The 13,105-nt window shown below is 58.6% G+C and carries 12 protein-coding genes; 10 read left to right on the forward strand and 2 right to left on the reverse strand.

Features of this window, described 5'->3' with window-relative positions:
- The first annotated feature begins 58 nt into the window (after positions 1-58).
- From KZO83_RS09715 to KZO83_RS09760, 10 genes are all read left to right on the forward strand, one after another.
- Positions 59-592 carry a TRAP transporter small permease gene (locus KZO83_RS09715; RefSeq protein ID WP_247620628.1) on the forward strand — a complete coding sequence of 178 codons (534 nt, stop codon included), beginning with the start codon at positions 59-61 and terminating at the stop codon, positions 590-592.
- Between the two features lie 4 nt (positions 593-596).
- Positions 597-1,877: a TRAP transporter large permease gene (locus tag KZO83_RS09720; RefSeq protein ID WP_178999947.1), complete on the forward strand. Its 1,281-nt coding sequence runs from the start codon at positions 597-599 to the stop codon at positions 1,875-1,877.
- Between the two features lie 34 nt (positions 1,878-1,911).
- Positions 1,912-3,048: a mandelate racemase/muconate lactonizing enzyme family protein gene (locus tag KZO83_RS09725; protein WP_247620629.1), complete on the forward strand. Its 1,137-nt coding sequence runs from the start codon at positions 1,912-1,914 to the stop codon at positions 3,046-3,048.
- 2 nt (positions 3,049-3,050) lie between these two features.
- Positions 3,051-3,914 carry an amidohydrolase family protein gene (locus KZO83_RS09730; RefSeq protein WP_247620630.1) on the forward strand — a complete coding sequence of 288 codons (864 nt, stop codon included), beginning with the start codon at positions 3,051-3,053 and terminating at the stop codon, positions 3,912-3,914.
- A 92-nt stretch (positions 3,915-4,006) separates the two neighbouring features.
- Entirely contained in the window at positions 4,007-4,807 is an 801-nt protein-coding gene (locus KZO83_RS09735; RefSeq protein WP_247620631.1) for an NAD-dependent epimerase/dehydratase family protein, read from the forward strand.
- Between the two features lie 38 nt (positions 4,808-4,845).
- Positions 4,846-5,868, forward strand: coding sequence for an Ldh family oxidoreductase (locus tag KZO83_RS09740; RefSeq protein WP_247620632.1), 1,023 nt, complete (start codon positions 4,846-4,848; stop codon positions 5,866-5,868).
- Between the two features lie 60 nt (positions 5,869-5,928).
- A complete protein-coding gene (locus tag KZO83_RS09745) occupies positions 5,929-7,254 on the forward strand; it encodes a glucarate dehydratase family protein (RefSeq protein WP_247620633.1) in 1,326 nt (441 codons plus the stop codon).
- A 49-nt stretch (positions 7,255-7,303) separates the two neighbouring features.
- Complete coding sequence (locus KZO83_RS09750; protein ID WP_040242323.1) at positions 7,304-8,026, forward strand: FadR/GntR family transcriptional regulator; 723 nt, start codon at positions 7,304-7,306, stop codon at positions 8,024-8,026.
- 45 nt (positions 8,027-8,071) lie between these two features.
- A complete protein-coding gene (locus KZO83_RS09755; RefSeq protein WP_247620634.1) occupies positions 8,072-9,649 on the forward strand; it encodes an aldehyde dehydrogenase (NADP(+)) in 1,578 nt (525 codons plus the stop codon).
- A 216-nt stretch (positions 9,650-9,865) separates the two neighbouring features.
- Positions 9,866-11,455, forward strand: a complete 1,590-nt coding sequence (locus KZO83_RS09760) for an ABC-F family ATPase (RefSeq protein WP_247620635.1) — start codon at positions 9,866-9,868, stop codon at positions 11,453-11,455.
- Positions 11,456-11,473: 18 nt separating this feature from the next.
- Here the strand turns inward: KZO83_RS09760 and KZO83_RS09765 are convergent, their stop codons facing one another.
- Positions 11,474-12,001, reverse strand: a complete 528-nt coding sequence (locus KZO83_RS09765) for a YgjV family protein (RefSeq protein WP_247620636.1) — start codon at positions 11,999-12,001, stop codon at positions 11,474-11,476.
- A gap of 105 nt (positions 12,002-12,106) precedes the next feature.
- Positions 12,107-13,054, reverse strand: a complete 948-nt coding sequence (locus KZO83_RS09770; RefSeq protein WP_247620637.1) for an AEC family transporter — start codon at positions 13,052-13,054, stop codon at positions 12,107-12,109.
- Positions 13,055-13,105 lie beyond the last annotated feature (51 nt).

A 13,105-nucleotide genomic window follows, 5' to 3' on the forward strand; every position in this document is an offset into this window, starting at 1 on the left:
GTCCCACGAAGCGCTCCGGGTGGTAGTCCCCCGGGGCGCCTTGAAAGGATTGAATATCGTGACCTCATATTCCGACCAACTGAGTGATCAGAACGAAGAGCCGCCACATCAGACGCCATTCGATCGCTTCCTGGATGGCATCGCACATCTGTGCATCATCGTCTCGGGTATTCTGCTCGTTTTTCTTATCGTAACGTTCGGTTGGCTGGTCTTTGGCCGTTACGTTCTCAACGACACGCCAACGTGGGTAGAGCAATCCTCATTGCTGATTGTCGTTTACATCACTTGTCTGGGGGCGGCTGCTGGCGTGCGTAATAATACCCACCTGAGCATCGATTTCGTCCGCGAAGGGTTACCGGCGTTGCCGCGCGAAATCATGCGCTATATCGCCGATTTCTGCGTGGCTGCTTTTGGAGGCTTCATGGCCTGGCAGGGTTGGCTTTTGGTCATGGATAACCTCAGTCGTGCGATTCCCATGATCGGTCTTTCCGAGAGTTGGCGCGCGACACCGCTGGCGATTTGCGGCCTACTGATGGTGCTCTTTTCGGGTGTCAACATCGCCCAACGTCTCATGAAGTACGGGAGGAAGTGACACCATGGGTCTGATCATTCTTTTCGGCGTCTTCTTTCTGGGGCTGATCGTCGGTGCGCCGGTAGCCTTTGCCGTGGGGCTGGCCTCGGTCGTCACGTTCCTTTACGAAGGGTTGCCACTTTTCGTCGGTTTTCAGCGGATTCTTTCCGGTATTTCGGTTTTCTCGTTACTGGCCATACCGTTCTTCATTTTTGCCGGGGAGTTGATGTTGCATGGTGGCATATCCACCCGTTTGGTGCGTCTGGCATCGGCAGCAGTAGGGCGCGTGCGTGGTGGACTAGGCATGGTCAATGTCAGCTCGTCCATGTTGTTTGGCGGTATTTCGGGCTCGGCCGTTGCTGACACCTCAGCGCTTGGTTCGATCCTCATTCCGATTATGAAGGAAAAGGGCTACGACGCTGATTACGCGGTCAATGTGACTGTTACGTCGTCGGTCGCTGGCGTGGTGATCCCACCCAGCCACAACATGATCCTCTACGCCGTCGCTGCGGGGGGCGGCATCTCGATCACTCAGTTATTTATCGCCGGTATCGTACCGGGTGTGCTGATGTGTTTGGCATTGGCTGTGGCGGCCTACATCGTGGCGGTTAAACGGGGCTATAAGGGGGAGCCGTTCCCTGGCTGGATGTCATTGCTCGTCAGCTTCGTGGCAGCGTTGCCTGGGCTGCTGACCGCAGTGATCATCGTCGGTGGGGTGCTCTCTGGGATTCTGACGGTAACCGAATCCGGTGCTTTTGGCGCGATCTATGCCATTGTCGTGACGGGGTTGGTCTACCGCGAGCTGCGCTGGGAGCCCTTCAAGCAGGCTGTTTATCAGGCCGTGCGTACGACCTCACTTGTCATGATTCTGGTGGGATGTGCCTCAGCCTTCTCCTACTTACTGGCGCTTTACAGTGTGCCGCAACTGCTGACCGATGCGCTGCTGGGGATTTCCGACAACCCTTACGTCATCCTGCTGATGCTCAACCTGCTTCTGCTCGGGCTCGGAATGATCATGGACATGGCGGCGCTGATCTTGATTTGTACTCCCATTTTCCTGCCAGTTGCTCAGCAGTTCGGCATGGACCCGATTCAATTCGGCATCATGATGATGATGAACCTGGGATTGGGGCTTTGTACGCCTCCCGTTGGGGCGTGTCTCTTTGTGGGCAGTGTTATCGGAAAAATCAAAATCGAGCACGCGGTACGCACCATCTGGCCATTCTATCTGGCGCTTTTCATAGTGCTGATGCTAGTGACCTATGTGCCGGCAATATCGCTGACGTTGCCTAGTTTCTTCCAGTAATGAATCTCTTCTGTCCGCTTATGAGTTATCCGATATGAAGATCGAAAAAGTATATACGCATATTCTCGACTATAAGCTCGAACAGGCCTTCGAAAGCGCGTCCATGCGTTTCGATAGGCGCCAACATTGCTTGGTCGAAATCGTCTGTGATGATGGCACCATCGGCTGGGGGGAATGCTTGGGGCCCGCCAAGCCCAATGCTGCCTTAGTCAGTGCGTATTCGGCGGCACTCATCGGATGTAATCCGCTGGAAACGGAAAAGCTGTGGCTCGAGCTCTATAACCGTCTGCGCGATCAGGGGCAACGTGGCCTGACTGTAACGGCACTTAGCGGTATCGATATTGCACTTTGGGATATCAAGGGTAAGCGCTATGACGCGCCGGTATCCGAGCTGCTGGGCGGACGTTTTCGTGAATCCGTGCGGGCTTATGCCACCGGCTCGTTCAAACGAGATGGAGTCGATCGTATCCAGGATACGGCCGAGGAAGTTGCCGGCTATGTCCGGGAAGGCTTTCACGGCGTGAAGATCAAGATCGGCTTCGATGTCGAGGAAGACCTGAAAGTGATCGCCGCCGCGCGCGAGTCGCTGGGTCCCGAGGGGCGCCTGATGATCGATGCCAACCATGGGTACGATCTGCTCGAGGCGCTGGATGTGGGCAAGCGTGCCTCGGCCTTCGGCGTGGATTGGTTCGAGGAGCCGGTGTTGCCGGAGCAGATTTCTACCTATCACGCGGTCCGTGATGGGCAGCCGATTCCCGTGGCGAGTGGTGAGAATTGGCATGGTCGTTATGCCATGCTGGAACCGCTGCAAACCCGTGCGGTGGATATCGTGCAGCCGGATGTCTGTAGCGTGGGCGGGTTTTCGGAAATGCGCCGTGTCGTCGATATGGCGGCCATGTTCGGCGTTCGCTTGGTGCCGCATGTGTGGGGAACGGCGGTGTGCCTGGCTGCGAGCCTACAGAGCATGGCGGCGTTACCACCGAATCCGCCTCGTCGTCGCCCTCGGGAACCCATTATGGAGTTCGACCGGACGCATAACCCTTTCCGACAAGCGGTCGTCAAAACGCCGTTGGAACATGCCGGCGGTGTCATGCAGATCCCCGATGGACCGGGTCTGGGCATCGAGATCGACCGTGCTGCATTGCGCCAATTCGCTTTGAAGGAGGCATGAGCGTGTCAGAGATTCCTGCCAACACTCGTCCGCTCGACGGCCCGGCCCCCAAGCTCACGGCGCCGGCCGGAGCGACCGACTGTCACATTCACCTGTATCTGCCGGGCTTCGATGCCCAACCCGGCGGTCCGACGATTCCTGAGCTGGCAACGGTCGAGGATTATCGCAAGCTCCAGCGATGGCTGTCGCTCGAGCGTGTCGTCGTCACCCAGCCCAATGCGTATCAGCGTGACAATCGCGCTCTGCTTGCAGCGCTCGATCAGCTGGGTACGCACGCTGCCCGCGGTGTTGCCGCGGTAACGCCCGATACGCCGGCCAGCGACCTTCAGGCTTGGCATGCCAAGGGTGTGCGCGGGGCGCGGATCATGAATCTGCCGGGGGGCGCGGTCACCCAAGAGCAGATGCTCGATGTTGAGAAACGCATTCGGCCGCTGGGCTGGCACCTGATGGTGCAGTTCAACGGCTGCAAGCTTGACGACTACGTCGACGGCCTGCGACGTATCGAAGGCGAGTACATCATCGATCATATCGGCAAGTTCATGCCCCCGGTCGCGCCGGACGATGCTCGGGTCGACGAGATCCTGCGGCTGCTGGACCGTGGCAATGCTTGGTTCAAGATCTGCGCGGGTTACGAAGCCAGCCAGACGGGCGGTCCTGACTATACGGATATCGGCGCCATCGCCAAGCGGGTCATCGCGCATGCGCCCGAGCGCATCATCTGGGGCTCTAACTGGCCGCATGTCGGCGTACCGCGCGAACAGTATCCCGACGACGCCGAGCAACTCGACGTGTTGCTCGAGTGGGCTTCGGCCGAGCAGCGCCAGCGGGTCCTCGTCGACAATCCGGCGCGACTTTACGGCTTCTAGATGTCGCTATCTTGTTGAATGAGCGCGTATGAACGCGATGACGATCATTTGTGTTGATATCGCGCGTACTGAATATTGAAGGAGTGTAGGGCATGTTGAATCGAATTTTGGTGACAGGCGCGGCCGGTGGTGTAGGTAAAGCGATCCGCCCTTACCTGGATCAACTGGCAGAAAAAGTACGCCTGTCCGATATCGCTGAATTGGGCGAGGCCCAGCCGCATGAAGAATTGGTGCCCTGTGATCTCGCCGATGCCGAGGCTGTGAGAAATCTGGTCGCTGGTTGTGATGGGATCATTCACCTTGGCGGTGTCTCGGTGGAACAACCCTGGAACGCTATTCTCCAGGCCAACATCATCGGGGCTTACAATCTTTACGAAGCGGCTCGAAACCTCGGAAAGCCGCGCATCGTGTTTGCCAGCTCCAACCACACCATCGGCTTCTATCCACGTACTACACGCATCGATACCGAGGTGCCGCGTCGTCCCGACTCGCTGTATGGTTTGTCCAAGTGCTTCGGCGAGGACCTGGCGAGCTTGTATTATCACAAATTCGATATCGAGACCCTCAGCGTGCGTATCGGTTCTTGTTTCCCCAAGCCGAAAGACACGCGAATGATGGCTACCTGGTTGAGCGTCGAGGATTTCATGCGTCTGATGAAACGCGCCTTCCTGGCCCCCAAGCTGGGGTGTACCGTTGTCTATGGCGCATCGGCGAACACCGAATCGTGGTGGGATAACAGCAAATCAGCGTTTCTTGGCTGGGCTCCGCAGGATAGTTCGGAGCCTTGGCGAGTCGAGGTCGAAGCAGAAGCCGGTGAGCTCGATCCTCATGATCCGGAGGTCGTCTATCAGGGAGGCAAGTTCGTCGCGGCTGGGCATCCGGATGACAAATGAAAACTCCATGGTGATTTGTCAGTCGTTGGGAGGCACTCATGAATGATCATCAGACAAGGCTATCGCTTGAGGACGCCTGGACGCTGAGTATCGATGTTCTTGAGCAAAATGGCTTTTCCCAGGACCAGGCGGCTGCCATTGCCCGTAGCGTGATGGCCGCGCAGCGGGACGAATGCCACTCGCATGGGATGTATAGGTTGCTGGATTGCGTGCGCACCGTTCGGTATGGCGGTGTCGAGCCTCGGGCCGTACCTGAGATTCACGAAAAAGCGCCCGGTGTGATCAGTGTCGATGCTCGAGGCGGATGCTCGCTACTGGCTTTCGAGACCGCTCGGGAGCCTTTTATTGAGAAGGCGCGTGCCACCGGCGTGGCGGTTCTGGCTGTCAAAAACGCCTTTCACTTTTCCGCGTTGTGGCCTGAGGTGGAATCCTTGGCCAACCAGGGCTTAGTCGCGTTGGCGATGACGCCGAGCCATGCGTACGTCGCTCCAGCGGGTGGCCACTCGCCATTATTGGGTACTAATCCCATCGCGTTTGCCTGGCCGCGGCCGGAGAGCGAGCCTTTCGTCTTCGACTTCGCTACCAGCGTGGTGGCACGCGGCGAGGTTGAACTGCACCGCCGGGCGGGTGAGTCGATCCCCGAAGGCTGGGCGCTCGACGAGACGGGCCAGCCGACGACTGATCCATCGGCCGCATTGGCCGGGGCGCTCCTTCCGTTCGGTGGTCACAAGGGGGCCGCACTGTCGATCATGATCGAACTGCTGGCCGGGCCCCTCATCGGCGATCGCCTGGGTCATCAAACCCGTCCGGCGGATGGCAGTGACGAAGGGGCGCCGCAGCATGGCGAATTCATCCTGGCCATGGACCCTCATGCTTTCCTCGGCACTGGTGTTGCAACGCGTTTACAACAGGCCGAAGCCTTGTTCGAGGGTATCACGGCCCAAGGGGCTCGCTTACCATCGCAGCGACGATATGGGGCCAGAAAACGTAGCCAGGCAGAAGGGGTGATAATTCCCCAAAAGCTTCACGACGAGCTGGTCAAGCTAAGAGATCCGTCATGAGGCTGGTTGCCCTGGTGTGAGTGGGCTGAGATCGTGATCTCCTGAATCAGGAAGAAAAGCATGTTTCCCAAGATCATCAAGATGAACGTCGTGCCGATCGCCGGCTACGATGGCTTTCTGCTCAACCTGAGCGGTGGACATGCGCCTTGGTTCATTCGTTGTGTGGTGATTCTCGAAGACGACGCGGGTAATAAAGGTGTGGGAGAGATTCCTTCGAGTGCGGGTATTCTCAACGGGCTGGAGCAGTGCCGGGAGCTGGTCGAGGGGGCGCGTGTCACAGACATCAAGAAGACGCTGAATCAAACGAAACAGCTCTTGGCTAAAAACGGCCGTGAAGAGCGGGGTCGTCAGACGTTTGACCTGCGCGTGGCGGTGCATGTGCTGACGGGCATCGAGTCCGCGCTATTTGATCTTCTGGGCCAAGCGTTGGGCATGCCGGTGGCGGATCTATTGGGACAATACGGTCGCCAGCGCGACGAAGTCGAGGTATTGGGTTATCTGTTTCTGCTCGGTGATCCGGACAAGACCGATCTGCCTTATCCTAAAGCCGAGAACCCGCAGGATGCCTGGGATGAAGTACGGCGCAAGGAGGCGCTGACCCCCGAGGCTGTTGCCAACTTGGCCAAGGCCGCCTATGAGCGATATGGCTTCAGGGACTTCAAGCTCAAGGGTGGCGTACTGCGCGGTGAAGAAGAAGCCGACTGCATCCGCGCGCTCCACGAGGCGTTTCCCGAGGCGCGGCTGACCCTGGATCCCAATGGTGCCTGGTCGCTCGATGAAGCGGTGCGTGTTCTGGAGCCGGTCAAGCATCTGATGAGCTATGCTGAAGATCCCTGTGGTCAGGAAGAAAGCTATTCCGGTCGTGAGACCATGGCGGAGTTCAAGAAGCGCACCGGCTTGCCTACCGCGACGAACATGATCGCCACCGACTTCAAACAGTTGCAGTATGCCGTACAGCTTAATTCAGTTGATATTCCCCTCGCGGACTGCCACTTCTGGACCATGCAGGGCGCGGTGATGGTCGGCGAACTGTGCAATGAGTGGGGCATGACCTGGGGCTCGCACAGCAACAATCACTTCGACATCTCGTTGGCGATGATGACGCATGTGGCAGCGGCCTGCCCGGGTGAGATCACTGCCATCGACACTCACTGGATTTGGCAGGATGGTCAACGTATCACCAAAGAGCCGTTCAAGATCCGGGACGGCAAGCTGAAGGTACCGTCCGCGCCGGGGCTCGGCGTCGAGCTGGACGAGGATAAGTTGATGGAAGCTCACCAGCTTTATAAGCGTCTTGACGTCACGCAGCGCAATGATGCCATGGCGATGCAGTATCTGATTCCCGGGTGGGCGTTCGATCCCAAGCGTCCGGCATTGGTACGTTGAATGGTTGAATGAACAATGAGTGAATACCCATGCAAGCGACACATGACCTATGAACTCACTTGGCGTTAAACGTGTCTCCCAGCAAGGGAGCTTGTCCCGACAGGTGTCTCAGCAGCTCGAGGCGATTATTACAGCGGGCGAGATCGCCGTCGGCGATAAGCTACCGCCTGAGAATGGCTTGTGCGATATGTTCGGCGTCAGCCGTACCGTCGTTCGTGAGGCCATTACGCATCTCAAGTCGCTGGGGCTGGTCGAGACGCGGCGCGGTATCGGCACGCGGGTGCTCCGCTGCGCGCCGGAGGAAGCGTATCCTGCCAAGCGGATCAGCCTGACCACGGTCGAGGATATCCTGGGAATTCTCGAATTGCGCTTGACGCTGGAGCCGGAAGCCGCCGCGCTGGCAGCGTGGCGGCGCGACGAGGCGGATATCGAGCGGCTTCGTCAGGCACATGCGCGATTCATCGAGGCGTTCCAGCATCAGTCCCAGGCACGGGAAGAAGATTTCTCTTTTCACTTCGCGGTGGCGCAAGCCACGCATAATCCGGCCTTCACCACGGTGTACGAGCAGTTGAATCTGGGCGCAATCCCCCGTGCCAAGTTGCTTTCCGTCGAACTCGATACGGTGGCGACGCATCGTTATCTGGAGCGTGTTGCCGATGAGCATGCCGATATTCTCGAGGCGATTATCGCTGGCGACGCGGATGCGGCCCGCGATGCGATGCGCCACCATCTGAGCCGTGCGAGCAATACCTATGCCTCCTATCGGGAGTGATGGGTACTGCTTATATACGTATTCAATCCGCACAAGGAGTAGATCATGACACTGGAAGGTAGTTTATTGATCGGCCAGCAGACCGTGCATGGCACCGGGGCTGCGATTCATGCCGTCAACCCGGCTACGGGCGAGACACTGGAACCGGCTTATCCGGGCGGTACGCAAGTGGACGTCGAGCGTGCCTGCGAGTTGGCCTGGAGCGCCTTCGATACCTACCGCGAGACCTCGCTCGAGGATCGCGCCAAGTTCCTCGAAACCGTCGCCGATGAGATCGAGGCGATCGGTGACGAACTGATCGAGCGCGCCGTGGCTGAGTCAGGTCTGCCCCAGGCGCGTATTCAGGGCGAACGCGGCCGTACCTGCGGTCAGTTACGCATGTTCGCTCGCGTCGTGCGTGACGGTGAATGGCTCGATGTCCGCGTCGACCCGGCATTGCCGGATCGTCAGCCGATGCCGCGTGTCGACCTGCGCCAGCGTCACATAGCGCTCGGTCCGGTCGTCGTCTTCGGTGCCAGCAACTTCCCGCTGGCGTTTTCCGTCGCCGGTGGCGACACCGCTTCTGCACTGGCTGCAGGCTGCCCAGTCATCGTCAAGGCACATGCCGCCCATCCGGGCACCAGCGAGTTGGTTGGCCGCGCCATTCAGTCTGCAGTCAAGAAGTGCGGGCTGCCGGAAGGCGTCTTCTCACTGATATTCGGTTCTGGTCGCGAGGTGGGTACTGCCCTGGTCACCGATTCTCGCATCAAGGCGGCTGGCTTCACCGGATCACGCAGTGGCGGCCTGGCTTTGTGGAAAGCCGCCCAGTCGCGGGCCGAACCGATCCCGTTCTATGCCGAGATGAGTTCGATCAATCCGGTCTTCCCACTGCCGGCGGCGCTCAAGGCGCGCGGCGAGGAGATGGGCAAGGCCTTCGTAGGATCGCTCAACATGGGCGCGGGCCAGTTCTGCACTAACCCGGGATTGGTCATCGCGATCAAGGGGCCGGAACTCGATGCGTTCCTTGCTGCTGCTGGTGACGCGGTCAAGGGCAGTGCGCCGCAGACCATGCTGACGCCGGGCATCCATGAGGCCTACGAAAACGGTGTCGGCGCGCTGGTGAGTAATGGCAAGGCGAAGGAAGTGGCGCGCGGCGAGAAGGGCGAAGGTCCGAACCAGTGTCAAACCGGCCTGTTCGTGACCTCGGCGCAGGACTTCTTGAGTGACGAGGCGTTGCAGGGCGAAGTGTTTGGCGCCACCTCGTTGGTCGTCGAATGTGCCGATGCGGCCGAACTTGCTAAGGTCGCCGAGCACCTGGAAGGCCAACTAACAGTGACGTTGCAAATGGATGACGCCGATCTCGATGTGGCGCGCCAACTATTGCCGACGCTTGAACGCAAGGCGGGTCGTATTCTGGTCAACGGCTGGCCGACCGGTGTCGAGGTGTGTGACGCGATGGTCCATGGCGGTCCGTTCCCGGCAACGTCGGATTCACGCACGACGTCCGTGGGGACTGCAGCTATTTATCGCTTCCTGCGTCCGGTCTGCTACCAAAACTTGCCCGACGACCTTCTGCCGGAAGCGATCAAGCAGAGCAATCCGTTCAAGTTGGATCGTTTGGTCGACGGTAAACGCGAGAGCTGATTCCCAGCGTCGCTATCGACACCATTCGGGTACTCAAGGCCACTCTTCGGAGTGGCCTTTATGGTTGGTGTATCACGTACCAGAGTGCGTAATTAGAGGATGGCGCTGACGTTGGTCGTTGCCAGCGCGTACAATGCCGCCTCGACATAGGTTGGGGCTCGTACCGCCGGGTCCGCCGTCGCTTCATTCACGCCGTTTCCCGCGAGAACCCCGATTTTGCTCTCTACCGCCAACATCACCATGCAGTTCGGCGCCAAGCCGTTATTCGAAAATGTCTCCGTTAAGTTTGGAGAGGGCAACCGCTATGGCCTGATCGGTGCCAATGGTTGCGGCAAGTCTACCTTCATGAAGATTCTGGGTGGCGACCTGGAACCCACCAACGGCCAGGTGATGAAGGACGCCACCACACGGCTCGGTAAGCTGAGTCAGGATCAGTTCGCGTTCGAGAACGAGCGTGTCATCGACACCGTGATCATGGGTAACACCGAGCTTTGGGAGGTGACCGCCGAGCGCGAGCGTATCTATTCGCAGGCTGAAATGTCCGAGGAAGATGGCATGAAAGTCGCCGATCTCGAGGTGCGTTACGCCGAACTCGACGGTTATACAGCAGAGGCGCGCGCGGGGGAGTTGCTGCTCGGTCTTGGCATTCCGCTTGCGCAGCACACCCAGCCGATGAGCGTGGTGGCGCCGGGCTGGAAACTGCGTGTGCTGCTGGCTCAAGCGCTGTTCAGCGATCCCGACGTACTGTTGCTCGATGAACCTACCAACCACTTGGATATCAATACTATCCGGTGGCTGGAGGGGATTCTGCGTTCACGTAGCTCGACCATGGTCATCATTTCTCACGACCGTCACTTCTTGAATAGCGTCTGTACCCATATGGCGGACCTCGACTACGGCGAGCTGACGCTGTTTCCGGGTAACTATGATGAGTATATGACCGCTGCTACCCAAGCGCGGGAGCGCTTGCATGCCGATAACGCCAAGAAGAAGGCGGAGATCGCCGAGTTACAGCAATTCGTCAGCCGCTTCTCGGCCAACGCCTCCAAGGCCAAGCAGGCCACGTCGCGCCAACGCAAGATCGACAAGATCCAGCTCGAGGAGGTCAAGCCGTCGTCACGGGTCAGCCCGTTCATTCGCTTCGAGCAGACCAAAAAGATACACCGACATGCGTTGAACGCCGAGAAGCTCTCCAAGGCGTGGGGTGACAACGTGCTGTTTGATCGCTTCGATTTGCAGATCGAAGCCGGCGAGAGAGTCGCTATCATCGGACCCAACGGGATTGGTAAGACGACCCTGCTAAATTGTCTGGTGGGCACGATGACACCGGATTCGGGCGAGGTGAAATGGACCGATGCGGCAGAAGTGGGCTACTTCGCCCAGGATCACGCCGATGATTTCGAAGGCGGTGAGACGCTTTTCGAATGGATGCGACAGTGGACCACGGAAGGTGAGCAGACCGTACGCGGTGCGCTGGGCCGGATGCTGTTCCCCAACGATGACATCGGTAAGTCGGTCAAGGTGATCTCAGGGGGCGAACAGGGACGGATGCTGTTCGGTAAGCTGGCGCTGCAGAAGCCCAACGTGCTGGTGATGGATGAACCCACCAACCACCTCGACATGGAGTCGATAGAAGCGCTCAACCTGGCGCTGGAGAACTATCCCGGCACCTTGATCTTCGTCAGCCATGACCGCGAGTTCGTCGGCTCCTTGGCCACTCGCATCATCGAGATGAAGGACGACGATATCGTCGATTTCAGCGGCAGTTATGATGATTATCTGCGCAGTCAGGATATCTACGGTTAAACGCAACGTTCGCCAATGTTAGTCGAACGCTTGTGGGTAGCGGCGTCTGGCGCGGGCTAGGCGATAGATGGTGATGGCGTTGGTAACGAATACCAGCGCCTCGGCAAGCATGCCGCCTACTGAGCCCACCAAGGCATGGCTGAGAAACCATGATAATGCTGCGAGCCCCAAGCAGATGCGCATGGATATGCCGTGGAATAGAAACATACCCACCGTTCCCACCGTCATCGCCACGATGGCAGGCACGTCTGCCCACCCTTGCCAGGTCAACAGTGCCGCCACACCGCTGGCGACAAGCACGCCCGCCATGACACCCTTGCTGCCCGGATAGCGCCGGGCGAGTGCGATGCGCACGATCACCAGCACTGTCAACGCCGCTGCCGTCCAGCTCTCAAACAGGATGAACTGCAACGCGAAGGCCACATTGGCGGAGAGCAATAGGCCCATCAGCCGCTCATCCCGCTTACTGGCGAAGGCAAGCAGGCAGAGTATCAGCGATATCACGCCAAAGAATTGCCCAGCGAGCGCACTATAACTGTCAAGCATGCAGCGGGGGACTCCTTGTCATTGCCATATTCACTTAATCGCAGTTTGTGATAAGGGACGCAAACTCTTGGCAAATACGGTAAGGCTTAGTGGTGAGAAACGTTTTTAGATCCAGCCCACTAGTTTCAGTATGAATACCCCGGCGCTGAGGGTGAACAACGAGGCGACGGTGGTGATGACGATGATGTTAGCGGCGAGCTTGGCGTTGGCATGCACGGCCTTGGCCATGACGAAGCTCGCTGCAGCGCCGGGGCTACCGAAGAAGAGAAAGAGAATGCCCAGCTCGCGACCACGATAGCCGAGCGCGAAGGCGCCCAATACCCCTAGAAGGGGGAGCCATACGACCTTCCAGAGGCTGGCATCCAGTGCAAGGCCGCTACTCTGTTTGACGGAGGTGAACGACAATGTACCGCCGATACAGACCAAGGCCAGCGGTAGCGACATGGCGCCGAAATAGTCGCCCGAGGTGAGCAGCCAGGCGGGCAGGTCGATATGGAAATACGCAAAGGGAATCGCCAATAAGACACCCAGGATGAGCGGGTTCTTGGCAATATGTTTGAGAATCGCGCCGATGCCCGATCGTGCACCTGCGCTGTAATAGGCCAAAATGATCGCCGACAAGACGTTGTACACGATGATGATGCCGCCGACGAGGATGCTTCCTAGCGACAACCCGTAGTCGCCGTACTGGTTGGCGGCAAGGGCCAAGCCGACGATTCCGCAATTACCGCGGAAAGCTCCTTGCGTGAAAACGCCGCGCTCGGCATGGGGGCAGCGCCAGATGGACCAGCCCCAGGCAAGGAAGAAACTCAGTACCGAAAAGCCTAGGAAGTAGACGATCAATCCCGGCTGCAGGGCGACGTCCAGATCGGCGCGAACGATGCTAAGGAAAATCAGTGTCGGCATGGTGGCGCGAAACACCAATGCCGAGGCCATGGAAATGAAATGCGCATCGATCCAGCCGATGCGTTTGAAGACGATCCCCAGAAACACCATGGCGAAGACGGGTAGTGTGACTTGCAGCGTATGCGAGAAAACGGCCAGCAGGTCCATGAGCGGTCAGTTTCCTTGCCCGGCGAGGACGAAGCCCACGATGATGGCGAC

The organism is Chromohalobacter moromii (assembly GCF_023091865.1).
In the GTDB taxonomy this organism is placed as follows: Bacteria; Pseudomonadota; Gammaproteobacteria; order Pseudomonadales; family Halomonadaceae; genus Chromohalobacter; species Chromohalobacter moromii.

Coding starts and splice junctions, on each gene's coding strand:
- KZO83_RS09765 (WP_247620636.1), bottom strand. CDS start 12,001: ATGCTTGACAGTTATAGTGCGCTCGCTGGGCAATTCTTTGGCGTGATA.
- KZO83_RS09735 (WP_247620631.1), top strand. CDS start 4,007: ATGTTGAATCGAATTTTGGTGACAGGCGCGGCCGGTGGTGTAGGTAAA.
- KZO83_RS09725 (WP_247620629.1), top strand. CDS start 1,912: ATGAAGATCGAAAAAGTATATACGCATATTCTCGACTATAAGCTCGAA.
- KZO83_RS09720 (WP_178999947.1), top strand. CDS start 597: ATGGGTCTGATCATTCTTTTCGGCGTCTTCTTTCTGGGGCTGATCGTC.
- KZO83_RS09770 (WP_247620637.1), bottom strand. CDS start 13,054: ATGGACCTGCTGGCCGTTTTCTCGCATACGCTGCAAGTCACACTACCC.
- KZO83_RS09740 (WP_247620632.1), top strand. CDS start 4,846: ATGAATGATCATCAGACAAGGCTATCGCTTGAGGACGCCTGGACGCTG.
- KZO83_RS09755 (WP_247620634.1), top strand. CDS start 8,072: ATGACACTGGAAGGTAGTTTATTGATCGGCCAGCAGACCGTGCATGGC.
- KZO83_RS09745 (WP_247620633.1), top strand. CDS start 5,929: ATGTTTCCCAAGATCATCAAGATGAACGTCGTGCCGATCGCCGGCTAC.
- KZO83_RS09750 (WP_040242323.1), top strand. CDS start 7,304: ATGAACTCACTTGGCGTTAAACGTGTCTCCCAGCAAGGGAGCTTGTCC.